At 51.7% G+C, this 25,007-nt stretch carries 25 protein-coding genes and 2 pseudogenes; 2 read left to right on the top strand and 25 right to left on the bottom strand.

Annotated features, from left to right (window positions below; genetic code table 11):
- Positions 1-182: 182 nt before the first annotated feature.
- The gene (locus tag JCM12539_RS09310) at positions 183-932 is read right to left on the bottom strand and encodes an amino acid ABC transporter ATP-binding protein (RefSeq protein ID WP_054650947.1); all 750 of its coding nucleotides are present in this window, start codon (positions 930-932) and stop codon (positions 183-185) included.
- Positions 922-2,378: pseudogene (locus JCM12539_RS09305) on the bottom strand (ABC transporter substrate-binding protein/permease). The gene JCM12539_RS09310 and the pseudogene JCM12539_RS09305 overlap by 11 nt, the downstream one beginning before the upstream one ends.
- Positions 2,379-2,528: 150 nt before the next feature.
- On the opposite strand from JCM12539_RS09305, the gene JCM12539_RS09300 reads away from it, so the two are divergent.
- The gene (locus JCM12539_RS09300; RefSeq protein ID WP_054650945.1) at positions 2,529-2,792 is read left to right on the top strand and encodes an SPJ_0845 family protein; all 264 of its coding nucleotides are present in this window, start codon (positions 2,529-2,531) and stop codon (positions 2,790-2,792) included.
- 22 nt (positions 2,793-2,814) lie between these two features.
- Here the strand turns inward: JCM12539_RS09300 and JCM12539_RS09295 are convergent, their stop codons facing one another.
- The 9 genes from JCM12539_RS09295 to rpsO all read right to left on the bottom strand — a co-directional run bounded on the left by JCM12539_RS09295 (position 2,815) and on the right by rpsO (position 11,943).
- Positions 2,815-3,108 carry a nucleoside triphosphate pyrophosphohydrolase family protein gene (locus JCM12539_RS09295; protein ID WP_054650943.1) on the bottom strand — a complete coding sequence of 98 codons (294 nt, stop codon included), beginning with the start codon at positions 3,106-3,108 and terminating at the stop codon, positions 2,815-2,817.
- On the bottom strand, positions 3,098-3,703 hold the full coding sequence (gene yihA / locus JCM12539_RS09290) for a ribosome biogenesis GTP-binding protein YihA/YsxC (protein WP_054650941.1): 606 nt from the start codon (positions 3,701-3,703) through the stop codon (positions 3,098-3,100). Before yihA ends, JCM12539_RS09295 begins: the two co-directional genes overlap by 11 nt.
- A gap of 127 nt (positions 3,704-3,830) precedes the next feature.
- Positions 3,831-4,370 carry an NUDIX domain-containing protein gene (locus tag JCM12539_RS09285; RefSeq protein ID WP_162204112.1) on the bottom strand — a complete coding sequence of 180 codons (540 nt, stop codon included), beginning with the start codon at positions 4,368-4,370 and terminating at the stop codon, positions 3,831-3,833.
- A 97-nt stretch (positions 4,371-4,467) separates the two neighbouring features.
- A complete protein-coding gene (gene clpX / locus JCM12539_RS09280; RefSeq protein WP_054650937.1) occupies positions 4,468-5,718 on the bottom strand; it encodes an ATP-dependent Clp protease ATP-binding subunit ClpX in 1,251 nt (416 codons plus the stop codon).
- A gap of 136 nt (positions 5,719-5,854) precedes the next feature.
- A complete protein-coding gene (tig, locus tag JCM12539_RS09275) occupies positions 5,855-7,189 on the bottom strand; it encodes a trigger factor (protein WP_054650935.1) in 1,335 nt (444 codons plus the stop codon).
- Positions 7,190-7,355: 166 nt separating this feature from the next.
- Positions 7,356-8,546, bottom strand: coding sequence for an elongation factor Tu (gene tuf, locus JCM12539_RS09270; protein ID WP_054650933.1), 1,191 nt, complete (start codon positions 8,544-8,546; stop codon positions 7,356-7,358).
- A gap of 281 nt (positions 8,547-8,827) precedes the next feature.
- Positions 8,828-9,679: a tetratricopeptide repeat protein gene (locus tag JCM12539_RS09265; protein ID WP_054650931.1), complete on the bottom strand. Its 852-nt coding sequence runs from the start codon at positions 9,677-9,679 to the stop codon at positions 8,828-8,830.
- Between the two features lie 24 nt (positions 9,680-9,703).
- Positions 9,704-11,386: a ribonuclease J gene (locus JCM12539_RS09260; RefSeq protein WP_054650929.1), complete on the bottom strand. Its 1,683-nt coding sequence runs from the start codon at positions 11,384-11,386 to the stop codon at positions 9,704-9,706.
- A 287-nt stretch (positions 11,387-11,673) separates the two neighbouring features.
- Positions 11,674-11,943 (bottom strand): 30S ribosomal protein S15, encoded by a 270-nt coding sequence (gene rpsO, locus JCM12539_RS09255; protein WP_054650927.1) that lies wholly within the window; start codon positions 11,941-11,943, stop codon positions 11,674-11,676.
- Positions 11,944-12,182: 239 nt separating this feature from the next.
- Between rpsO and rpsT the strand changes: the two genes are divergently transcribed.
- On the top strand, positions 12,183-12,437 hold the full coding sequence (gene rpsT / locus JCM12539_RS09250; RefSeq protein ID WP_054650925.1) for a 30S ribosomal protein S20: 255 nt from the start codon (positions 12,183-12,185) through the stop codon (positions 12,435-12,437).
- A 90-nt stretch (positions 12,438-12,527) separates the two neighbouring features.
- Here rpsT and holA (JCM12539_RS14810) read toward each other — a convergent pair whose 3' ends face one another.
- The 14 genes and pseudogenes from holA (JCM12539_RS14810) to JCM12539_RS09175 form a co-directional block, all read right to left on the bottom strand.
- On the bottom strand, positions 12,528-13,016 hold the full coding sequence (gene holA, locus JCM12539_RS14810; protein WP_054650923.1) for a DNA polymerase III subunit delta: 489 nt from the start codon (positions 13,014-13,016) through the stop codon (positions 12,528-12,530).
- A 29-nt stretch (positions 13,017-13,045) separates the two neighbouring features.
- Entirely contained in the window at positions 13,046-13,567 is a 522-nt protein-coding gene (holA, locus tag JCM12539_RS14805; RefSeq protein WP_054650921.1) for a DNA polymerase III subunit delta, read from the bottom strand.
- Positions 13,568-13,826: 259 nt separating this feature from the next.
- On the bottom strand, positions 13,827-14,033 hold the full coding sequence (locus JCM12539_RS09235) for an MBL fold metallo-hydrolase (protein ID WP_156302163.1): 207 nt from the start codon (positions 14,031-14,033) through the stop codon (positions 13,827-13,829).
- Entirely contained in the window at positions 14,030-14,884 is an 855-nt protein-coding gene (locus tag JCM12539_RS12805; protein WP_082405452.1) for a ComEC/Rec2 family competence protein, read from the bottom strand. Before JCM12539_RS12805 ends, JCM12539_RS09235 begins: the two co-directional genes overlap by 4 nt.
- 164 nt (positions 14,885-15,048) lie before the next feature.
- Complete coding sequence (locus JCM12539_RS09220) at positions 15,049-15,369, bottom strand: hypothetical protein (RefSeq protein ID WP_054650913.1); 321 nt, start codon at positions 15,367-15,369, stop codon at positions 15,049-15,051.
- 405 nt (positions 15,370-15,774) lie between these two features.
- On the bottom strand, positions 15,775-16,236 hold the full coding sequence (locus JCM12539_RS09215) for a helix-hairpin-helix domain-containing protein (protein ID WP_082405451.1): 462 nt from the start codon (positions 16,234-16,236) through the stop codon (positions 15,775-15,777).
- A 415-nt stretch (positions 16,237-16,651) separates the two neighbouring features.
- A complete protein-coding gene (locus JCM12539_RS09205; protein WP_225350330.1) occupies positions 16,652-17,521 on the bottom strand; it encodes a SepM family pheromone-processing serine protease in 870 nt (289 codons plus the stop codon).
- Between the two features lie 186 nt (positions 17,522-17,707).
- On the bottom strand, positions 17,708-18,205 hold the full coding sequence (gene coaD / locus JCM12539_RS09200) for a pantetheine-phosphate adenylyltransferase (protein WP_054650907.1): 498 nt from the start codon (positions 18,203-18,205) through the stop codon (positions 17,708-17,710).
- Positions 18,202-18,762 (bottom strand): 16S rRNA (guanine(966)-N(2))-methyltransferase RsmD, encoded by a 561-nt coding sequence (rsmD, locus tag JCM12539_RS09195; protein ID WP_054650905.1) that lies wholly within the window; start codon positions 18,760-18,762, stop codon positions 18,202-18,204. The genes coaD and rsmD overlap by 4 nt, the downstream gene beginning before the upstream one ends.
- Positions 18,749-18,955 (bottom strand): DUF2129 domain-containing protein, encoded by a 207-nt coding sequence (locus tag JCM12539_RS14800; protein ID WP_263849785.1) that lies wholly within the window; start codon positions 18,953-18,955, stop codon positions 18,749-18,751. Before JCM12539_RS14800 ends, rsmD begins: the two co-directional genes overlap by 14 nt.
- An 11-nt stretch (positions 18,956-18,966) precedes the next feature.
- Complete coding sequence (locus JCM12539_RS14795) at positions 18,967-19,029, bottom strand: DUF2129 domain-containing protein (protein ID WP_263849786.1); 63 nt, start codon at positions 19,027-19,029, stop codon at positions 18,967-18,969.
- Positions 19,030-19,103: 74 nt separating this feature from the next.
- A complete protein-coding gene (locus JCM12539_RS09185; RefSeq protein ID WP_054650903.1) occupies positions 19,104-22,532 on the bottom strand; it encodes a pyruvate carboxylase in 3,429 nt (1,142 codons plus the stop codon).
- Positions 22,533-22,586: 54 nt separating this feature from the next.
- The gene (locus JCM12539_RS09180) at positions 22,587-23,795 is read right to left on the bottom strand and encodes an FtsW/RodA/SpoVE family cell cycle protein (protein ID WP_054650901.1); all 1,209 of its coding nucleotides are present in this window, start codon (positions 23,793-23,795) and stop codon (positions 22,587-22,589) included.
- A 124-nt stretch (positions 23,796-23,919) separates the two neighbouring features.
- A pseudogene (locus tag JCM12539_RS09175) lies at positions 23,920-24,780 on the bottom strand (MetQ/NlpA family ABC transporter substrate-binding protein).
- Positions 24,781-25,007 lie beyond the last annotated feature (227 nt).

The raw sequence follows: 25,007 nt of genomic DNA, 5'->3' as shown, positions 1-25,007 counted from the left end.
GAGCAGCGGTCACCGTGGAGCGGTCCACAAAGTCGCAGCACCTCACAGCACCCGCACCGGCCAGATCCGCCACTCTGAAGACCACATGTTTAGTTCTAACCAAAAACGAGGAAGCGCGCCGCAGCCATTAGACTCCCCGTCTAACTGCTACAACACGCTTCCTTGTTGTTAGTACCAATAAATTACTGGGTCAATACCTTGCTCAGGAAGTCCTTAGTCCGGTCTTCCTTTGGGTGGGTAAAGATATCATCAGGCGCACCCTTTTCGACGATTTGACCACCGTCCATGAACCAGACCTGATCGGCCACCTCACGGGCAAAACCCATTTCGTGCGTCACCACAATCATGGTCATCCCCGACTGTGCTAAGTCCTGCATAACTTTCAGCACTTCGCCAACCATTTCGGGGTCCAGCGCACTGGTGGGTTCGTCGAACAACATCACGTCCGGCTTCATCGCCAACGCCCGGGCGATGGCGACACGTTGCTGCTGCCCACCAGACAGGCTGGCTGGATAGGCATCGGCCTTATCACCCAGTCCCACTTGCTCCAATAGCTGCTTGGCCAGTTCCTGCGCCTGACCATCGTCCATACCCTTGACCTTTTTGGGGGCCAAAGTAATATTGTCAAGCACCGTCATGTTGGGGAAGAGGTTAAACTGCTGGAACACCATCCCCATCTTTTCACGCACCTTGTCGAGCTCCTTCTCAGATAGCCCCACTAGGTTAGTGCCCTCAAACATGATTTCACCTGAGGTTGGGTTGTTCAGACAGTTGAGGCTACGGAGAAAGGTACTCTTCCCACCACCGGAAGCACCGATTACCACGATAACGTCGCCCTGATGTACGGTTTCGTTAATCCCGGTCAAAACCTCGTTGTCACCGAAGGACTTCTTTAGGTCCTTAATTTCAATCAACGCTTTACTATCCTTCATGCTTCATCTTCCCTTCAAAGTGGTTGAGGATCTTGGACAACGTGAACGTCATGATGAAGTAGAGCACCATGGCAACGGCAATTGGTGCCACACCTTTGTACGTATCTGTCTGCACAACCTTCAATTGGTAAATCAGGTCCGTGACCCCAATAATCGAAACGATGGAACTTTCCTTAATCAGGGAAACAAATTCGTTACCCAAAGCTGGCCAGATGTTCTTCAACGCCTGGGGCAAAACCACGCTCTGCATGGTTTCACGCTGCGACAGGCCCAATGAACGTGCTGCCTCAGTTTGACCGACCGGAATACTATTAATACCACTCCGGAATATTTCAGCAACGTAGGCCGATGAGTTGATAGCCACTGCGATAATCCCAGAAACCAGGGCGGGAATGCTGACAACCATCCCAATCCCGAAGTACACGAACATCACTTGAATCATCAACGGTGTGCCCCGAATAAATTCGATGTACGCAACCGCAATACCGTGCAGAACCTTGCTCTTCGACAGGCGCATGAGGGCAAAGATGATCCCGCCCAGTACACCAAAGACAACCGCAACGAGCGAAATAAAGATGGTGTACCAAACACCCTTACCGAAGACCTTCCAGTATGCCAGCATGCTGGTGTTCTTAGTGTTGGTCTTCATGTAGGTGGCAGCGGTCTTCAGGTACCCGTCAGTCAGGTTACCCTTGTTGATTTTGTCGATCGTCTTGTTGACCTTGTTCACTAAGGCGTCGGAGCCCTTAGCAAACCCAATGGCCGTACCCTGCATGTCACTACCCAAATCAAAGTGACCATCAATGGACGTCAATGAAGCATCGTTAGCCGCGTAGGCATCGGCTACGGGCTTTTCCAAAACGACAGCGTCAACTTTGTGGCTCTTCAGGTCCAGCAACAGGTCAGTAGTCTTGGCCAAACCGGTCACCTGGCTGTTTTTAATCTGCTTCTTGGCCAAGGTTTGCTGCAAACTACCAGTTTGGGCGCCCACCTTTTTGCCAGTCAGTGAACTCTTGCCCTTAGCGTACAACTTAGCGTCGGCCTTGTTGACGATAATGTTTTGCCCACCTTGTAGTAGACCTTGCTGAAGTCAACGTGCTTGGCACGCTCAGAAGTTGGGGACATCCCAGAAATCACCATGTCCACCTTGCCGGTTTCAAGGGCCACGAGTAGTTGATCAAAGTCCATTTGCTTAACCTTGAGTTTGACGCCCAGGTCCTGCGCAATGCGCTTACCAACTTCAACGTCCATCCCCACCACCTTGTTCTTGGACAAAAATTCGTACGGTGGGTAATCGGGACTAGTCCCCATCACAATGTAGCCTTTGTCCTCAACCTTCTGGAGGCTGGTATCAGTCGCCGCATGGACACTATGACCACCAGTCAAGCCCACTACGGTGATAATGCTAATAATGAGTGCCAAAAGCACGTGTGTTAACTTCTTCATCGGTCGTTCCTCCGTTTCTATGTTGATTACTATACATACAAATTGATATTTATGCAAGAAATGCAAGCGATTTTTTTGCAATAAAATTCAATTTTCTTTACGGCGCGTGCATGGTATAATACGCCCAGATACCGAAAGGAGGCCGTTGCAATGGGTTTAAAGGTTAACCGTCAGAACGATATGGACAAACTATTCGACAAGTTTGCCAGTTTACCCGACGTGGATTTGGGTACTGATACCATTGACAGTAAGAAAAAGGCCGAAGAGGCAGCACGTAAGCGCGCCTATGAGCAGATAGACCGTAAACAGTCGCAAAAAAAAGGACGACAAGGACTAATACAGCATATAAAAAAAAGGGGTAGTCGAAAGTGCGACTACCCCTTTTTTGTATACTTGAATGAATATTATCAGTAAATATACACTTAAATATGCATTATTAGTGATGACTGGAATGCGGATACCGCTTTTTCAGCTCCGCAATGTTCTGTTTAGCGACGTCATCGAAGTCAATGTTGGCCCACAATGCCACCTGGCTGAGGTACCACAATACGTCCCCCAGCTCGTGCTCAAGCTGTTCATTATCCAGGTCGGCACCCTGGAATGTATACTTCTTAATCAGCTCAATGACGGAACCCGTACCACTCGCCAAGCCTAAGGACAGGTTCGTCAAAACGTGCTCGTTACCCTCGAGCGTTCGGTTTGCCAACTGTTGATATTCATTAAAGTCCACGATGATTTCCCCCCGTTGCGTGCTGATCAATCCATTCCCAAACTGCATCCTGACCAACTTTGTTAGTCGCAGAAAACGGCACCCAGTCATCACCTGGTTGCAGCCCTAACCCTTTGCGGTGAATGGATTCGCTCTTATTCCACTGGCTCTTCTTCACCTTATCAATCTTAGTGCCAACAACCAACACGGGTACCTCATAGTAGCGCAAATACTCATACATAGAGATATCCAAATCGGTTGGTTCGTGCCGCGCATCGACTAGCTGTACCACCCCGCCAAGCTGCTGGCGTGTTTGTAGGTACTCCTCGATCATTGCGGCAAACTCGGCCCGCGCCTTTTTGCTCACCTTTGCGTACCCAAATCCCGGTACGTCGACAAAGTATAGCTCCTGGTTCAGCAGGTAGAAGTTCAATGTTTGGGTCTTCCCCGGTGTACTGGACGTGCGGGCCATTTTGTTACGCTGTAGCAACGTGTTAATGAGCGAACTCTTGCCCACGTTACTACGCCCGACAAAGGCCACCTCGCCCAGGTTGGTATCGGGATATTGTGCGGGGGACACCGCACTGATGGTTAATTCCACATCGTTTACTTGCATGTGGCACCTCACTCTCTTTGACTGATAATAGTGTAGCATAATCACAGAGCGTAGTCCCGCGGTTAGAAGCCAGAACGTAAGGACAACCGACTGTTAAGCCCGCACTTGGCTTAATTGCTGGTTGCCCTTACGTGGCGGCTTTTACGGGGCGTTCATAAATTAGGCTCATGCTACTCACGCCTATCAACCCATACTGCAGGCCACCATCAGTCCCCAGCAACTTTCCCACCGCCGCCGGCTTAACCGCTCGCCGGACCGTATCAAACGGTAGCCACACCAAGTTGGTACCCTCTGGCAGATCGACCGATTGCATATCCAAATTATTCAGGTGGTCAAATTGTTGCTGCGTAATCTTGGTCAGCATTAACATCATTATTTGGTGGGCCTGCACGCCCTCCTCAACCGGCCAGAAATTTTCCGTAATACCCACCATCTGCAAGTCGAGATGGTCTAGTTGAAGTTCTTCACGCATCTCACGGGCACCAGCTTCTAACCCCGACTCACCAAATTTAACGGCTCCTCCTGGGATTAGTAACCCGCTGGTCCCATCCTGCAGCTGCGCCTGCTTGACCAGGACGTCCTGACCATGAACTAACAATACGGCCGCACGCACACTAAACCACTTGTCCTTAGCAATCAGAAAACGTAAATCGTTCTGTTCCTGCATACCAAAGTCCCCCCGCATTTTATGTAAAAAGAGGACGCCGTCGCCCGTTTCCGGTTTGACTGACGTCCCCTGATACGCGTTGATCACCACGCGATGATTATGAAGCTTCCTTATCACGCAGTACGAGCTCGGGTTTCCCCTTGCCAGTAACGGCGGCCTTGTTGATGACCGCCTTCTGCACGTCGGTCCGGCTAGGTAGGTCAAACATAATGTCCTGCATCACTGATTCCATGATTGACCGTAGTCCACGGGCACCAGTATCACGTTCAATTGCCTCGTGGGCAATCGCACGTAACGCTGCCGGCGTGAATTCCAAATCAATTCCGTCCAGGGACATCAACTTGGTGTACTGCTTAACCAGTGCGTTCTTAGGTTCGGTGAGAATCCGCACCAGATCGCTTTCGGTCAGTTTTTCCAAAGCCGCAAGAATTGGAATTCGCCCAATAAATTCAGGAATAATCCCAAAACTCATGAGGTCTTCAGGAATAATCTGCTGCATGAGGCTCTCGCTTTCATCCAGCTGTGGGTGCTTCGAGTCAGTACCGAAACCAATCGTCTTCTCACCCAGACGGTTTTTAACGATACTTTCAATACCGTCGAAGGCCCCCCCGACGATAAAGAGGATGTTGGTGGTATCAATCTGGATTAGTTCCTGCTGCGGGTGCTTACGACCACCCTGCGGCGGTACACTCGCTACCGTACCTTCAAGAATCTTCAGCAGCGCCTGCTGCACACCCTCACCAGAAACATCCCGTGTGATCGATACATTTTCGCTCTTCTTTGCAATCTTGTCGATTTCATCGATATAGATAATACCCTTTTGGGCACGGTCCACATCAAAGTCGGCATTCTGCAGCAACTTGAGCAAAATATTCTCGACGTCTTCGCCAACATAACCAGCTTCAGTAAGTGTGGTTGCATCAGCAATCGCGAATGGCACCTTGAGAATGCGCGCCAAACTTTGCGCCAAGAAGGTCTTCCCACTACCAGTTGGTCCAATCAGAGCAATGTTACTCTTCTGCAACTCAGTTTCGTCCTCAGTGGACACCGCGTTCTGATTGATCCGCTTGTAGTGATTATAAACGGCCACGGCCAGAGCGCGCTTGGCGGCGTCCTGTCCAATGACATAATTGTTTAGCACCTGCAGAATTTCCATTGGCTTAGGTACTTCCGTCAGGTTCTGCATGGATTCATCACGAAATTCATCATCAATAATTTGTTTGCAAAGATCAATACACTCGTTACAAATGTAGACGCCGGGGCCGGCGACAATCTTCTTTACCTCGTCCTGCGACTTCCCACAAAATGAGCAGGTTACAGGTCCGTTGGTCTCAACGTTATCAAACATTTAGCATTCAACCCCTTCTTGAACCCATCATACCAGAAAAACGAAGGGATGACCCGGATTTAAACCTGGTCATCCCTTTTTTTACCCCCAGGGGGCATCTATGCGCTATGCACACAGTTGTGTTGATGGTTCAAAACTACTTAGCGGAATCAGTTTGGTCGTCGTTGGAATCGTCGTCCTTCTTGGCCGCTTTTTCTTCAACCGCGTTATCAGTAATAACTTTGATTGCCTTCTTAACGGCGATGTCATGAGTCAGCATATCGTCAGTCAGTGCCCGACGAACAGCATCCTTCTCCATCCCGTAATCGTTAGCAAGGTCAGCAACTTCGGCGTCAATTTCGTCCTCAGTAGCCTTAATACCTTCAGCGTCCACGATTGCTTCTAAGACCAGGTTAGTCTTGACGCGAGTCTCGGCATCCTGGTTGAACTGCTTGCGCAAGTCAGCCTCGGAAGTACCAGTCAACTGGTAGTACATGTCAGGGTTAATCCCCTGACGCTGCATGTTGCCCAGGAACTGCTGCATCTGGTTGTCAATGTCCGACTTAACCATGGCGTCCGGAATTTCTTCAACAGTGGCGTTGTCCACGGCACCCTTGATGGCAGCTTCTTCAATAGCGGATTCTGCTGCGTCTTCCTTCTGCTTCTTCAGGTCAGCCTTAATCTTGTCCTTCAACTCATCCAAAGTTTCGACGCTGTCATCAACGTCCTTGGCAAAGTCGTCGTCCAGTTCAGGCATTTCCTTAACCTTAACCTCGTGAACGGTAACGGCAAATTCTGCATCCTTGCCGGCCAGATCAGAAGCTTGGTATTCCTTAGGGAACGTCACCTTAACGGTTACTTCATCACCGGTCTTGTGGCCAACGAGCTGGTCCTCAAAGCCTGGGATAAAGGCACCTGAACCAAGTTCAAGGCTGTGGTTCTTGGCGGAGCCGCCATCGAATTCCTTGCCATCAACGGTACCAACGTAGTCGATGACGACGGTATCGCCTTCCTTGGCTGCATCTTCGGTGACAACCAATTCGGCCTGCTGCTCGCGCTTCTTGTCGAGCTCCTTGTTCACGTCAGCCACGTAAACGCGCTTGTTCTGCTTAGGCACGCTAATACCCTTGTAGTCGCCAAGCTTAACGTCCGGCTTAACCGTAACGGTAGCCTTGATGGACCAAGGCTTGCCCTCATCCATGCTCTCAACGGACAGCTCTGGCTGATCCACTGGGTCAATTCCAGCTTCATCAACGGCGTGTTCGTAGGCGTCTGGCAGTAAGATGTTCAGTGCGTCTTCGTACAATGCGCCCTCACCGTACATCTGGTCAAAGATGACGCGAGGTACCTTACCCTTACGGAAACCAGGAACAGTTAAACTCTTGCGTACCTTAACGAAGGCCTTATCGAGCCCCTGCTTGATTTCATCCTGTGCGATATCAAAAGTCAATTCGCCAGTTACGGCGCCTTGCTTAGTCCATTCTGCGGTCATGCTAATCCTCCGACTTTAGTATTTTCAGCATCCATACGTGCTGAATACTGCTATACATACCGTATTATCTTACCTGAAACCAGTATGGTTGTAAAACAATTTTCAATAATAATAAAAAAAAAGACGCCCGGAGGCATCTTTTTCTTTGTCCTAATTAACGAATTAATTAGTCCATGATTTCCGTAACAACACCGGCACCAACGGTACGGCCACCTTCACGAACGGTGAACTTAGTACCAAGTTCAATGGCAACAGGTGCAATCAGGTCAACTTCGAAAGTGACACGGTCACCAGGCATAACCATCTCAACGCCGTCTGGCAATTCGATGACACCGGTAACATCAGTCGTGTGGAAGTAGAACTGAGGACGGTAGTTGGAGAAGAATGGCGTGTGACGGCCACCTTCGTCCTTTGTCAAGATGTAGACTTCACCCTTGAACTTGTTGTGAACCTGGATCGAACCTGGCTTAGCCAGAACCTGTCCACGTTCAACCTGGTCGCGGTTAACACCACGAAGCAGGACACCAACGTTATCGCCGGCTTCACCAAGGTCCAGAGTCTTACGGAACATTTCCAGACCCGTAACGGTGGACTTCAGAACGTCTTCCTTCAGACCAACGATTTCAACTTCATCGCCGACCTTAACCTGCCCACGGTCGATACGACCGGAAGCAACAGTACCACGACCAGTGATAGTGAAGACGTCTTCAACAGGCATCAAGAAAGGCTTGTCGTTTTCACGAACAGGGGTTGGGATGTATTCGTCAACCGTGTCCATGAGTTCCATGATAACCTTTTCCTGCTCTGGGTCGCCTTCAAGAGCCTTGAGGGCAGAACCACGGAGGACAGGAATGTCATCCCCAGGGAAATCGTATTCGGACAAGAGTTCCCGAACTTCCATTTCAACCAGGTCAACCAGTTCTGGGTCGTCAACAAGGTCAGTCTTGTTCAAGAAGACAACGATGTGTTCAACACCAACCTGGCGAGCAAGCAGGATGTGTTCACGCGTCTGTGGCATAGGGCCATCAGTTGCGGCAACAACCAAGATTGCACCGTCCATCTGGGCGGCACCAGTGATCATGTTCTTAACGTAGTCAGCGTGCCCTGGTGCATCGATGTGGGCGTAGTGACGCTTTTCCGTTTCGTATTCAACGTGGGCAGTGTTGATGGTAATCCCACGTTCCTTTTCTTCTGGTGCAGCGTCGATACTTGCGTAATCTTGCGCCTTTGCCAGACCCTTTTCGCTAAGCACCTTAGTGATAGCAGCGGTTAAAGTGGTCTTACCGTGGTCAACGTGACCAATAGTCCCAATGTTAACGTGGGGCTTGGTACGTTCATAATGTTCTTTTTCAGCCATGAAAAAACGAACCTCCTGAATTATTTGTAAGAAACCAGGACAGAACGCCTATCCCGTGAATTCTTTACGTTTAAGTGTACTACATATAGCGGGAAACGCAAACCCGTTTCACTGGAATTTAATTTCCGAAAGTGATTATATCGAGTTTTCCGACTCATGTAAACCATTAATTGCTTTTTATTCTCGCTATTAACATAAATTAGTTATCCAAATTGGTCCCAACATCACTTAATTCCTGTGCTTTTGCAGTGAGCCAATCAATGAGCTCGCGATATGGCGACTCACGCTGTGGATCCACCGCGGTCGCAGCAAACTCGTCGACATCCTGGATAAATTCGTCGACTGCTGGGTACAAGAAACCCAGCAACACAAAAAAATGTTGGTACCAGCATTTGGACTAATTCTTCCCGCTCAGGTAACTTATCAACAATTGCACCCAAGACCGCCTGGCTGGTGTCATCATCCCCAGGCATTACTAGACTGGTCGTATCAACCGTGATCACACGGTCATACACCCGCACCTTGATCACCGTGGCTGGTGTGGCCATTAAAGACCACGTCACCAACGAACTACGGACCGCGGGATGTACGTCGGGATCTACCAGGGCCACGGCTAGTGAGTCGTCAACATCCACATAGGGAAGCTTGCTCAGTTCCGTGGTCACAAACTGTTCCTGTTCCACGAGGTTCATGCCACCAAGGTTGCGCAGGTGCCGCTTACTGGCTTTAATTGCGGACCCGTGTTCGTTGACGTACCGCTCCATAACTTCGGCCATCACGTTAATCGACGCGGTGGTTTCGGTGTCGTCCTCAGTCATGTTGATCACATACGAACCCAGCGGAAAATCAGGGACCCCTGCCGCAATCTTGATGAGTAACTGCCGTCCGTCGGCACTGCTGGCGATGTCGTCTACTACATCTTGAATCACCGCGTTAGCCTCATCAGCCTCGCCAAGTTCTATATATGCAGTCGCTAAAGCCTGGTCGTCATTTGGAGTCACATCATCGGGGTATGACTGCTCCAGTTGCTCTAGCTGACTCACAGCGCGGTGAAAATCGCCGTCATTAAAGGCCTGTAATCCGAGCTCGCGGAGCTGCTTAGCTGACTGCGGAAAGTTAACTACGTTGCCCATAGTATTCACTCCTTCACGACAAGGTTATTGCCGCTTGGCGCTGTTCTGGTTCACTTCCATGATGACCGGCAAAATAACCGGCCGACGCTTAGTCTGGTCAAAGAGGTACCGGGAAAGCTTGTCCCGCACGTCCTGCTTCAGGTCGCCCCAATCAAACTTCTTGTCATCCAAGTTGTGTTGAATCGTGTCTTTGACAATTTGTCCACATTCGGCCAATAAATCTTTGCTGGTCTTAATGTACACAAAGCCCCGACTTTGAATCTTAGGCCGGGCAACGACGCGCTTTTTGCGCCGATCAATCGTCACTACGGCAATCAAGATGCCATCTTCAGACAACATTTTCCGGTCGCGGAGCACAATATTGCCAATATCGCCCACACCAATACCATCAATCATGGTGTTACCAGCGGGTACAGTACCGGAAATGTTCATCTTACCCTTGTCGTAACTAATAATGTCGCCGACTTTGGGAATAAAGATGTTCTCAAACGGTACCCCAATTTCGTGGAGCGCTTCCGCGTGTGCCGATAGGTTACGGTACTCGCCCTGAACCGGAATTAAGTTCTCGGCGTGCATGATATTTTGCATCAACTGCAAGTCAGTCCGCGTACCGTGGCCCGAAACGTGGAACTTGTCCGTAACGGTCTTCACGTCGCCGCCTGCACGGTAAATCGAGTCCTTGGTCCGAGCAACCGCGGTTTCCATTGCGTGTGACGGAGTAGTCACGATGTACACCAAATCGCCCTCGTTAATGTGTACGAGGCGGTGGCGTGACGTAGCCATCCGGTCCAAAGACTTGAGCGGTTCGCCCATCTTGCCGGTTTCCAGCACAACGGTCTCTTCTGGCTTGAGCTGCTTCAATTCCTTCGTTGTTGCCAGAATTTCGCCGTTGGGTAAGTGCAGGTAGTCCATCTTGATGGCCGTCTGCACAATCTTCTGGACGTCCCGGCCAGTCAGTACCACACGCCGGTTAGTTGCGGCTGCTGCGTTGAGCACTTGCTGAATCCGCATAATGTTGCTGGCAACGGCGGCGACAATAATTCGCCCCTCGTGGTACTTGAAGTCCTCAGCAATGGTGTCCGCAATCTCACGCTCGCTGGCAATCTGGTATGGTGACTCAGCGTTAGCCGAATCGGATAACAAAGCTAGCACCCGTTTACTCCCGATTTGCGCCAAACGCTGGTAATCCGTTTGGTACATGGGGGCTGCACTTTGGTCAAACTTAAAGTCGCCCGTGTAGACCACTTGGCCTTCAGGTGTGTCGATATCAATCCCCAAAGAGCCCGGGATGGAGTGGGTTGTCTTAAAGAAGCTAACGGACACATCACCAAAATCAATCACCGACTTATCGTCAATGACGTGGTAATCCTTGAACTTCTTTGTCCGCGGGTGCTGGCCCATGAAAATCTGGGCGATGGCAATGGTCAATTCACTACCAAAGACGGGCACCTGGTGCTCGGACAGGAAATACGGCAACGCCCCCACTGCATCGGCATGACCGTGCGTGAGGAAGATACCTGCCACTTTGTCAATATTATCTTCCAAATACGTCAAGTCGGGAATGACGATGTCAATCCCCAACAAATCATTATCCGGGTATTTCAACCCAAAATCGCATACAAAAATTTGGTCGTCTACTTCGACGGCGTACATGTTCTTACCATTCTCACGTACACCCCCGAGTGCGACTACGTTAATCTTAGTCATTACTTCACCTCAGAGATTTTTCTAGGCTACCGGTATGGTAACCAATCCGTACACAAAAGCACTTATTGCCAGTCTACCACATCTCAATGTAAATAAATAATGGGCCAGACCATACTTGCTACGGATTAGTGGTAGTGACGGCCACAGACAGGGACTAGTGCCACACGTACGACGCGGTTAAACAACAATCATCCGTGCCGCGTGACATTAGTCACCCTCACCGCAAAAATTCGCGACCCACAAAAAAAGCCGCGACCCAAGGCCGTGACTTTTTAATGAAACAAATTTTAGTGACGCAGACCCAAGCTCTTGATCAGCTCGCGGTAACGAACAACGTCCTTGTTCCGCAGGTAAGCCAACAGGTTACGACGTTGACCAATCTTCTTCAACAGACCAACGTATGAGTGGTGGTCCTTCTTGTGTACGGACAAGTGGTCGTTCAAGGCCAGGATGTCAGCCGTCAATACGGCAATCTGCACTTCTGGTGAACCAGTGTCACCATCGTGACGTGCATACTGCTTAATAATTTCGTTCTTACGAGTTTGTGAAATAGCCATCGTTATTTCCACCTTTACTTAATGTTATTGCCACTAACTGAGTAGGACGCCGGTGGGCCGCCGAACCAAGTTAGGGTTCGCAATACAGCTGTTAATTCTACCCAACCCCCACCCGATTTGCAAGTTTTTACGGAATTAACGTGTAAACGTTGCAACCTTGACGGCTTTTGGGTATAATTTATTCCTGTTGAAACTAGGAGTTTGCAACTAACCAAATATAGCACCCGGAGGTGAATCAAATGCCACAGATTAAGTCCGCAAAGAAGCGCGTCATTACTCAAGAAAGTGCACGTCAGCGTAACGCAGCTCAGCGTAGCGCCCTTCGTACCACGATCAAGAAGTTTAAGACGGCTAAGGCTACCGGCGCCGATGACAGTCAGGAACTGTTCCAGGCTGCTACCCGGGCCATCGACATGGCTAAGAGCAAGGGCCTCATCCACGCTAACAAAGCAGCGCGTGACAAGTCCCGTCTTGCAGCTATTAACAACAAGTAATCAATACTTACTTAAAAAAAAGGCGTCGCCCAATTGACTTGGGCGGCGCTTTTTTTTCGTTACATCCCAGTGGCGTAAGGTCCGAAATAATTACTGCCGTGCATACCGTTTACCGTTGCCAGCAAATTGTAGCACGAATAATTCAAACCCTAGCTCCTTGTCAACCGTCCCCCGCTTCATGGCCGTCTCGGTCCTGACCAGCATATCATAAGCCGTAGTCAAGTCATCGTGGTCGAGTTGGCGGACCGACCGCCATGCGAGCTTAACACGATACGGGTGTACTTTCAGCGCATCCGCCGCTGCCCCCTGAGTGTACCCACGACTATTAAAAATCTGCACCTGAATTAGTAAACGAAATTGCGATTCCAACAGACTAATGAGTCTCAACGGCTCTTCCTGCTGCTGCAGTAGCTCACGGTATTGGCGTAGCGCTGAGGCCACATTACGTTGCATCACCGCACTCACCATGTCAAAGACACTGTCCGTTAGCTGTCGCGGAACCAACTGTTCCACGGCGTCAGCATCCACCGACCCCGTATTGTGGGCGTACATACTGAGTTTAGGCAAAGCCGCGACCATGGCTGAATAATCCGATTGCGTCCGGGCAATCAGAGCATCCAGCCACCGTCCGTGATGCTGACCTGCTGTTGCGCCAAATCCGCACGAATCGTGCGCCGGGCGTCCGCCTCACTTAACGGCTTGGTTTCAACTAACGTGGCCGCCTTTTTGAGGGCTTTCACCACCCGTTTACGTGCATCTAACTTCGGGTAAGGCGCCATAAACACCAGCACCGTAGTGGTTGCGGGCTGTTGTAAGTAATCTACTAGATCGTTAATCGCAGATTCCTGTTTGGTCACGCTCCCACTGCCCGTTAAAAAGTCTGGATTATCCAACACAATCTCACGGTAATCACCGAAAAAGGGCAGCTCATCCACTTCGTTCATAATGGTGTCTAGGTCCGTCTCACGTAAGTCGTAACGTGAATAATTCATTGTCTGTTGATCTGCTGGCACAATTGCGCGTAACGCCGCTAAGGCTCGCTGATTAAGGGCCGTCTCGGTCCCCGTCACTAGGTACACCGGGCCCACCTGGCCAGAACTAATACTTTGCGTTAGTTTATCTACGTTCATTTATTCCTCACCGTATCCGTGTTAATTGCACTGCCACTCACTAACAATTTAATGCAGAAACGTGTGCACGCTGTGACTTTGCCCCGACGAGTCAACCCAAATCATCCCCGTTTGGCTCGTGACCAAAAACGGTATGCCTAGATTGTTAAAAGTGGCGACCGTCTCCGCATGGGGATGGCCGTATCGATTATTCACTCCTGCTGATGCCAACCCCAACTGCGGGTGTATGGCAGCAATAAACGCGGGGTTTGACGAAGTTTTAGAGCCATGGTGCCCCACCTTCAAAAAAATCGACCGCTAAATTTTGCGGTTGTAGTTGCTCGGTTTCAACCTGTTGGTCAGCATCGCCCGTTAGCAACCAATTGCTATCACCAATCTTACCATAGAGTACCACCGAGTTACTGTTGGTATCTTCCGTCTCGTGGTTGGGCGCCACCACGTCTAACCGTAACGGTCCCACTTTCAATCGGCTGCCAGCCATAACTGTCCGTATGCGCGGCCGGCCAGCAACCTGTGCGCCAGTAATGAGTTTAGCCCCAGCTGCAGTCGGGTAGTCACTATTTGCCGTACAGCGATGCCTTTGGTAATCACCGCGGCATCCCCCACGTGGTCAGCATCAGGATGGGTTAACACCAACATGTCCAGGTGGGTAATCCCCCGGGCCGCCAAATAATTCAGCGTGACCCGCTTTGCCGGTGGGCTACTAGTCTCCCCAAACGCGCGCCCGCCAGTATCAATCAGGACCGTAGCTTGTTTCCACGGAGCCTCAATCAGAATCGAATCGCCCTGCCCCACATCAATAATCGTCACCCGCCATTGTGGATGGATATTCACCCACATGTACATAATGAGCGTGACTAATATCGGTGTAAGCCAGCGGCGCCGGACGACGGCCCGTAAAATCAACCACAATAGCATTAGACCTGCCACCCAAGGTAAGGCAGCAAAATGCCAGTACCCCGGCAACTGACCTAACCAAATTAGTCCAGATTCAAATCTAGTCAACATCACGTTGCACGCCGGCCACAACGGGCATCCCGGCCAACACACGGCCACAATCAATACTGGCATGAGCACACGTTCAAAGACGGGCATCAAAACGCAGTTAAAGGCGAAAGTTAACGGGTGTACCCCGTACATTGCCACCAGTAGTGGTGGCATACTTACTCCGGCCATCGTTAACGCACTCCGCCAGCGGCCACGCATTGGTTGCACAACTAAAAAGAAGGTCAATAGATAAGTGAGTTGTCCACCGAGCGTCGTTAGTACACGTGGCTGCCACAATAAGTTGACCGCTAACACCGCGCAAAAAAACATCCAACGTTGTTAAGTGCCACGACCACCGATCATTCAGCACCTGCAAGAAGCGCATCCAGACGGACCGCACAATCCCCGCACCGGGCGGAATAATGACCAGTAGCGTTGGTAACAATACTAGCAGACTCCAATCAACCACTCGCGGGGAACGCGCAACCGGTCGGTCAACCAATACAACATGCCGACCAAGGCAAAGATGTGTAACCCGGAGACGGAAAAAAAAGGTGGATAATGCCTAACCGGCTGAAAACATCACGCATATCTGTCATCTGACCGTCCATCAAGCCCAGTATCAACGCGCGGGCATAAGTGTTCATCTTATTGGGTAGCCGATCCATACGCATTAATAGCCGGTTACGGACGCCATACAACCAGTCCACCACGCTCTTACTGTTCCGAACAGCCACCCGTAATTTCTGGCCGGGAAACCGGTAAGCCTGGTGGTACTGTGCCCACGCAAAGTCACGATAATCAAACTCGTACAAGTTACGGGGCCCGGTAATTCGTTCGGCCGGCTCCGAGCAGGTTACGGTGAGTGGGCGCGTGGCATTGTCAATTTTGCGCCCAGCCTCATCGTCTACCGTGCCCCCACCAGTGACGTATATCCCATTACTACTTTGCCCGCTAAAGTTATAGTAATGATCGCTGCCAGCCCGCCAACTAGTGGCTGGACAACAATCACACCATTCGGAACCGTGGGATTACGTGTCCTCATGCTTCGACACCGCCGCTCACTAATCCAAGAACACAACCTAATACGAGCCACCGCCAGCCTAAACGCCACCCCCGCCAAACGGCTACTAACAAAATAATGACGCCTAGCCAGAGCGGTCCCAGCCACAATAACTGGCAACCAATTAGTGGAACCACTACCACCACCGCCCGCTGATTCAAGGTGCACTCCCCACCATCAAGTGTGGTTCTAGGTCGGCAAAAATTTTGTCACCAATTCCGCTAATGTCCTTTAATTCATCAACGGATTTGAACCCACCATGTTGGTCACGGTAGTCAATAATATCCTGCGCCCGCTTGGGACCCACTCCGGAAATCGTTTGTAAATCGGCCAAAGTAGCGGCGTTGAGGTCAATTTGTTTGCCCACCGCATCAGCGTTAGTGGAACCGCCATTTCCGCTACCACTCACAACCGCAACGTCGCCAGTGGTACTAACCGCCTGTTCACCCTTGGCGGGAATACTTAGATTTTCTTGGTCACGGGCATAGCGCGCGAGGTTGACCTGACGTGAATCCGCGTCGTCCGTCAACCCACCCGCTGCCTGAACCACGTCGGCCCACCGGGTAGTCGTCCGCACGTGGTACAACCCGGGGTGGCGGACAGCACCCGAAATGTACACGTATCCTGCTGAACCAGTACTAGTACTGGCCGGGTTGATATACCGCTACTTGAATGATTACTCGAAGTGGTGGTCAAACTCACAGAAGCCTGTACCGGTTTGGCGGCCTGTGTGTGACCAACCAGTTGCGCCCAAGCCCAGACGCCGAAAACCAAGATGGCTAATACACCCATCGCCGCGTACTGCCAATAATCACGTAGTAGTTGCCAAATTTTGCCCATGCTGTGCCCCCCTTGCATTAACATTTCGCAAGGAGCATGGGTTTGACTACACGGCGGGCCAAATTAATCTAACATTTTGACCAGGCCCCTACACAGACTACCCGTCACCGTACTGCGCACTACTGCAATAAAAAAAAGTCGCTCCCAACTGCTCCACGTCACAGTGGCTAAACAAGCTGGGGACGACCACAAAGTTATTTATGTGTGCGCAAGTAACTGATGGCCTGTTGGAGCTCCGCACGGGTACTATTCGCATCTTGGTACCAATTTTTTTTAGCGGCCCGGCGTGCCACCACGTAATTGTTAACGTAATGTGGATCCTCACGCAGCATGGCTCGCGTCGCGGGAACATCCGGCGCAAAGAAAATGGTTGCACCAGCCTTAGCGGCAGCTGACACCTTTTTATCGATGCCACCAATCGCTCCCACTTTGCCCTGCTCGTCTATCGTGCCGGTTCCCGCCACGATGCGCCCATTCCTTAAGTTATCACCGGTCACCTGCTGGTAGGTTTCCAAAGCAAAGATTAGGCCGGCGCTGGGCCCACCAATATCACCCGCATCAATGCGCACGTGGGGGGTACTCGTCACCGCGGTACGGTCGGTTAGGGTAATACCAATTCCCGCCCGGTGAGTTTGCGTTAACCGCACCAGTTTAACCGTCACGTTATGCTGCCGTCCACGGTGTGTGTAGGTTACTCGCACGCGCTCACCCACTTTGAGCCGGGCAATTGCCGCCGTGTAGCCGGATGCCCGCTGGTATTGTTGACCATTAATTTTGGTGATGACGTCGCCTGGACGCACGTGACCCTTCAACGGGGAGTTCCGTAATAATGACATTACGTAAATCCCTCGGGAATGTACCTTCACTGGCCGCCGCGCTGCACGCATTGCGGCCACAACCGCTGCGTTGGCGGCGCTCTTGATGTAGTAGCGTTGCAGGGCGTTATACTCAGCCGTCGTTGCATTGCCCATCAAGTCGGACTTGCTGTCAACCTCAGCAAAAGGTTGCCAGTGAGCCCACAGTAATATAGCGGGTGTAGCCGGGCCAATGATCGAGACGGTCATTAACCGGTAGCTGCCGGGTTGCCGGTCTTTTTTTCCCCGCAACGTGGACGAACTTACTCGTGACGCTGGCTGACCCTGGGACCTCAACGTACTTACCCGTAGGCACAAATAAAAAGGCGGCCACCACCAGAGTGATAACCACCAGGGTTGTAATGAGTGTGCGTCGACGTCCATTACGCTTTTTCGTCACTGCACACTCCCCCCTAACTTGTCCCGCAAGGCCGCCGCAACGTTTGCGGGTACCATGGTGCTCACATCCCCACCAAACGACGCGACCTCCTTAATAATAGAGGAGGAAATGGCGGCGTAATCCGCTTTGGCGGGTAACAATACCGTTTGAATATCCGGGGCCAAGCGGGCATTGACGGCCGCAATGTCGTTCTCATAGCTAAAATCCTGTACGTTCCGTAACCCCCGCACGATGAACTGTGCGTGGAGCTGGCGGGCAAAGTCAACCGTCAGAGCCGCCGGTTGAGCGACCACACTCACGTTGGCTAATTGTGCGACGGCCGTCTGAATCAACGCGGTCTTTTCGTCCGCACTAAACAGTGGGCGCTTACTAGTATTAGTCATGACGGCGACCACCACCCGGTCAAACATTGTGCTCGCGCGCCGTACGGTATCCAAATGCCCGTTGGTAAACGGGTCAAAACTACCAGGGAAAATGGCCACTTTGTCCGTCATGCATCCTCAGTCCTTTCCAAGACCAAAACCTGAGCGACTTTGTAGGTCTGTAACCGGTGAATACGGTACCCGGCTATTTGCTCGGGGTACTGCACGTCCGTCCCCGTTTCCACCGCCACGGTGGCTCCAGGAACTAACAAATTCAGCTCAACAAAGCTAGCTAGTTCGGCCAACACCCGTTGCTGGGCGTACGGTGGGTCCATCATCACCAAGTCGAATTGGCGGTGATCGGCACTCAGCGCGGCACACGCTGCCTGAACGGAACGCTTCACCACCGTAAACCGGTCCTGCGCGTTAAGCAGGGCGACGTTTTGTTTAATCGTTTTGACGGCCTGGTAAGCCGAGTCGACCAAAGTGGCGTGAGCCATCCCCCGAGAAACGGCCTCAATCCCCAGGCCGCCCGTGCCAGCGTACAGGTCAAGGGCCTGACCGCCGTCAAAGTAGGGCCCAATCATATTGAAGATTGATTCCTTGACTTTGTCAGCAGTGGGCCGCGTCGTATCACCCGGCACCATGTTCAACCGCCGGCCGCGAAACTCGCCACTAACGACCCTCATGCTGTGTCTCCTCTTCGTATCCGTGCTCATTCGGGGGGAACTCGTCCTCGTACCGACGGGCATTGGGATCACCAAGCTCGCCACTAAAAGTCAAGTCCAATTCTGGTCGGTGCGAGACCTCGGCATCCTTCACAAACCGTAAGTGCTTCAGCTTGTCGACCGTTGCTTCGGCCTCGTTACCATCGACGTACAACAGGGCGTACTTTAATTTTTTTTAGTGGTGTACATCACCGTCCCGTAACGACGCAATTGTCGCACTTGACGCATTGAGTACAACCATACGGCAACACCCTGCCGATCCTTCACTGTCAACATAAAATCATTCCTCTAAAAATTCATCGTTATTGTGCCTGCAGTTTTGCTAATAACTGCCCCGAGGCAACCGTGTCACCACCGTTAACGTACACGTGACTGACCGTACCGTCAACTTGGGCGTGCACCACCGTTTCCATCTTCATGGCCTCCGAGACGAAGAGTTCATCACCAGCTGACACCTGGTCGCCAGCATGAACCTTCACCTCGAGAATGCGGCCACCCATTGGCGCCGCAACTTGGTGGTCATCTGCAGGATCAGCAAACTGCACGCTACCCGCAGTATGACCAACGGAATCATCCCGCACCATAATTTGCCGTTTCTGACCGTTCACCGTAAAGTATAGCATCCGCTGTCCGGCTGCGTCGGGATCACCAACAGTGTCTAGCCGCACCACGTAGGTACGCCCGGGTGCAACCGTGACGGCAGTTTGCTGACCCACGTGGAGTCCTTGGAAGAACACCGGTGTGTCCAGAGCGGTTACGGGGCCAAATTCATCCTGACGGTGACGATAATCCGCGTACACATCCGGATACAAAATTGCGCTCAGAATTTGTTGCTGCGTGGGGTGTGCCACCCCATCCTGCTGTAACTGCTGTGCCACCGCGTCAAAGTCAACCGGTGGCAACACCTCGCCCGGACGCTGTGCCAGTGGCTGTTCGCCGTGGAGCACAATCCGTTGCAGGTCCTTGGGGAAGCCAAATGGCGGCTGACCCAACTCACCACGGAAGAAGGATACCACGGACTCAGGAAAGTCGATGTGTTCGCCATCCCGTATCACGTCGGCCGGCGTCAGACCCTGCTGCAACATAAACAGTGCCATGTCACCCACAACTTTGGAACTAGGGGTCACCTTAATGAGGTCGCCGAACATATCGTTGACCTGTTCGTACATATCCATCACGGTGTTGAAGTCGTCAATCCCCATGCTCTTCGCCTGCTGCTGCAGGTTCGAGTATTGCCCACCAGGCATCTCGACCTGGTACACGCGGGTCAACGGACCACTAACATGGTTCGCAAAGTTGTTGTAGTACGGCCGCACATCCCTAAAGTAATCGTCGATGAGCTCAGCGTCTTTGATGTTCAAATCTGGCTGGCGGTCATTACCGGCCAACGCGTAGTACAGACTCTCCATGCTGGGCTGGCTGGTCGTTCCCGCTACCGCTGACTGAGCAACATCAACCACGTCCACCCCGGCCTTAGCAGCGGCCACATAAGTTGCCACCCCGTTGCCGGTAGTGTCATGGGTGTGTAGGTGAATCGGCAGGTCCACCGCGTCTTTGAGTGCACTCACCAACACGTTAGCGGCTCCGGGCGTGAGTAGCGCCGCCATGTCCTTCACGGCGATGATATCGGCCCCGGTGTTCGCCAATTCTTTGGCCAAATCAACGTAGTACTTCAAATCATACTGAGGGTGCACCGAGCTCAAAATATCGCCAGTGTAGCAGATGGTCGCTTCGGCAATTTTGCCCGTATCCTTGACGGCCTCAATGCTTGGCTGTAATTGTGGGAGCCAGTTTAAGCTGTCAAAGATACGGAAGACGTCGATACCAGTTTTAGCGGCTTCAGCAATGAACCCCTTGATAACGTTATCCGGGTAGTTTTTGTAACCCACCGCGTTACTGCCACGGAACAGCATCTGTAGTAACGTGTGCGGTAACGCCTTACGCAACGCCGCCAAACGGGCCCACGGATCCTCATCCAGGAAGCGGTAGGCAACATCGAAGGTCGCCCCACCCCACATTTCGGCCGAAAACAGGTTGGGGAGTGCCCGACCATAGTCTGGAGCCACCCGCAGCATGTCCGCCGTTCGCATCCGCGTCGCAAACAATGACTGGTGCGCATCACGGAAAGAAGTGTCGGTCATCAAAAGTCGCGGTTCATCACGCAGCCACTTGGCGACGGCACCCGCACCCTGGTCATGCAGCATTGCCACCAGGTCCGGTTGACTGGCCGACTGCTCGTCAACGTGTGCCCGGTACTGTAGCTTAGCGTAGTTGTGCTGGGGCTTGTGTTCCTGCCCAGGGAAGCCGTTAACCGTAATTTTACCGACATAACTCAACACTTGGTTAGAGACATGCCGGGGAGTATCAAAGTCGAACAACTCGGGCGACTCATCGATAAAATTGGTGGTTGCGCTCCCGCTTGTAAACGTCGGGTGCGTGATTACCTGCTCCAAAAACGGTAAGTTCGTCTTTACGCCAATAATTTTGAATTCGCGCAATACGCGCAGCATCTTGGCGCAGGCACTCTTGAAGTTGTACCCTGCTACGCTTACTTTTACCAGTAAGGAATCAAAGTAGGGCGTGATTTCAGCCCCCGCATACGCGTTACCACCATCTAGCCGCACGCCTAACCCACCCGGAGACCGGTAGGTGAGAATCGTACCGGTATCGGGCATGAAGCCGTTTTGTGCATCCTCAGTAGTGATTCGGCATTGAATCGCCGCACCGCGGAACGTCAGCTGATCCTGTTGGGGCCAACCAACATCGGTGAAAAGGTCCGCCCCTGCGGCCACCTGCAGCTGTGCCTGGACAATGTCCAAACCCGTAATGGCCTCGGTGACGGTGTGTTCAACCTGGATGCGCGGATTAACTTCAATGAAATAAAACTTATCGCCTTCCACCAGGAACTCAATGGTACCGGCATTTTCGTAGTGCATCGCGGCCATAAAGTGAGCCGCAGCCGCACAAATACGGTTGCGTAAGTCCTGTGGCAAACCAACAGCCGGCGCAATTTCAACAACTTTCTGGTTACGCCGCTGCACGGAACAATCCCGTTCAAACAGGTGTAGTAAATGACCGTGGCTATCACCCACAACCTGAACTTCAATATGTTTGGCGTTCTGGAGGTACCGTTCAACGTACATCCGATCGTCACCAAAACTAGTGCGCGCCTCGGAAGCCGCTACCGGGTAGACCTTGCTCAATTCATCATCGGAATGGACAATGCGCATTCCCTTACCGCCACCACCGCTAGCAGACTTCAGCATCAGCGGGAAGCCGTGTTTATCCGCAAACGCCTGGATTTCGGCAAAGTCGTGGGTCGGTTCGGGCGTACCAGGGATGACCGTGAGACCGTGCGCAACTGCTGCGGCTTTCGCCGCAACTTTGTCACCAAAAGTCTCCAGTAATGCGGTTTGCGGACCCACAAACGTTAATCCTGCCGCCCGGACTTTGCGGGCAAACTCGGCGTTCTCGCTCAGCAACCCGTAACCGGGATGAATGGCATCGGCACCGGACTGTTGAGCAATACGAATAATATCATCCATGTCCAAGTAGGCGGCGACGGCTTCACGCCCCTCTCCTACCTGGTAACTCTCGTCGGCCTTGAACCGGTGCAAGGACAGGCTATCCTCCGCAGCGTATATGCCCACGGTGCGTAACCCCAGTTCTTCACACGCACGGAAAATGCGAATGGCAATTTCCCCGCGGTTGGCCACCAACACCTTTTGCATCGTCGTTCCTCCTCAAAATATGTACGTGTTACCCACCAAGGGGCAACACAGTGACTACTTCACATCTAACCGCCCGTCAGCGCCAATTCCGGCTGCCCGATCGCGGCGCTCAGTCGCACTCACGTTCAGGACAATACCAATGGCCACCGACAGAATCATGAAACTGGAACCACCATAACTAACAAAGGGCAACGTCACACCCGTGATGGGCAGAACACCCAAAACACCACCCACGTTAAACGTGGTTTGAATGAACAACATCGTCGCAATCCCGTACATGAGCAACGCCTTGTACGTGGAATGCGCGCGAATCCCAACCAGCATGGTCCGCCAGACCAGGAAGAAAATCATGCCCACCACCACAATGCCGCCAAGAATACCCAGCTCTTCCGTGATGACTGACAGGATAAAATCGGTATACGGCTCAGGCAGGTACCCTAACTTGATGGTGCCGTTACCCAGGCCCACACCAAACAGGCCACCATGATTAATGGCGTACATCGAGTTGACCAGCTGTTTACCCTCAACTTTTTGCATGGCAAAGGGGTGCAGGACGGCGAGCAGCCGCCGCCCTTGGTAGTGACTCGACAGCAAACCCTGAAATTTGTTGACCAGCAGGTAATAACCACCACCCGCCAGTAGCCCGCCGACCGTCAAGAAGCCCAATCCCGTTTGCCACCTTAACCCACTAGCAAAAACCATGACGATAATGATTGACGCCAAAATAGCTGCCCCACCAGTATCTGGTTGTAAGAAAACGAGAATCAGGATAACAACCACCATGCCCAAAGGCGCGCGCAAAACCCGGGCCGAATCAATCAGTGACCGGGGGTTCAAGTTTACCTCCCGTCGCGTCAACATGTGTGCCAAATAGAGCACGATCAGTAACTTACCAATTTCTGACGGTTGAATGTTGATTGGACCAACAGGAATCCATGAACTCGCCCCGTTAATAGCAGTGGACGGGTTAACCCGCCCCTTAACGAGTAGGTACATGAGTAGGGCGATGGTAATCACCATCCCGCCACCTAGGAACCACGGTCGGCGGAGTACCCCTATTCGTAACATAAAGGTGACCGTGCAGAGTGCAAAGCCCACCAAGACAAACGCCATTTGTCGCCACATGTACGCAGTAGTACTGAGGTCGAACTGCATGTGAATATAATCACCGCTAGCAGAATACACCATGATGATACTGAATAAGCTCAGCACCACGTAGGGCGCCAGCACGTATAAATCTATGTAAGCACGTTTTGGACCCAAAACCTGGTCTCCTTTTTTTAACCATAATATTAAACACAATTATAGCATACGTACCCACAGTCGGTAGCGCCGCCGCACTACCCCCAAAGCAACTCAACACGACTATTTGGCAACGACATTCCGGTTATTGTTGCAGATAGGACAAGGATTTGTTGACCTCAACCTTTGTGCCGTCAAACTTCTGTTTTATCCAGCGCTGAATGGCCGGCTCGTGGTACAACTTAACTAATTTTTTATAGGTAGCGTTGTCCTTTTGTGCTTTGGTTGTCGCCAAATGTTGATGTTCTGCTTGGTCGAGGCGTTGGCCCGTTCGTGGTAGATTGAATCCTTCAGGACGTTCATCTTTGCCTCAAGCGCAATGGTGTTCGAAATCAACACGGCGTCAAAGTCGTCCAAATACCGCGCGGCTGAGTCCTCGTTGATTGCCTTGATGACGAGTTGTTTCGGGTTACTCGTGATATCCCGGACGGTGCCAAAGGTATTGAACCCCTTTTTCAGTTTGATTAACCCGGCCCGTTGCAACAACAATAGGTCCCGAGCACCATTAGCAGGATTGCTGGAAATTGCCACCGTCGCCCGCTGCGGTAACGACTTCACGTTGTGATATTTGTGTGAGTAGATTCCCACAGGCTCAAGGTAAGTCGTACCCAGTGCCGCCACCTTTTTCCCGTGGGTTTCCTGATTGTAGGCTTTGAAGTAGGCGTACGATTGGAATGCATTCACATCAATATCACCGTTGGCGGTCTCGTCATTCAGTTGCTTACCGATGCTAACTTCCTTAACGTCCAACTTGAGCCCCAATTTTTTTGGCCTGAGGCGTGGTGGCAATATGTTTCCACGTTTGGTAATCAGAGCCAATACCACCTACCGTTACGGTGGTCAATTGACTGGCCTTACCGGAGTGACCTTGCCCGCACGCCGACAGGGTCACAACGCAACCTAGTGCTAACAAACACAATAGTCCCTTACGTATTTCTCTGAACATAATCAGTCCTCCTTATTTGTACCAGAATAACTTGAAGCGTAAAAAAAATCCCCCTGATGATTGCATCAATCATGCGATTATCAGGGGGACGAATTAAATTCGTGGTACCACCCACCATTTACGGCCGGAGCCGCCTCAACGGCACACCTAGACTGTGTACCCACAAAATATCGGTTGTATCCGGGTGGATCACTTACGCTGACCACCTGCTATTTGGGACCCATCTA

Origin of the sequence: Lacticaseibacillus pantheris DSM 15945 = JCM 12539 = NBRC 106106 (assembly GCF_001311175.1) — a bacterium.
Taxonomy (GTDB): Bacteria; Bacillota; Bacilli; order Lactobacillales; family Lactobacillaceae; genus Lacticaseibacillus; species Lacticaseibacillus pantheris.
The sequence above is the reverse complement of the archived record's forward strand: the minus strand, read 5'-3'. Positions and strand labels throughout refer to the sequence as shown.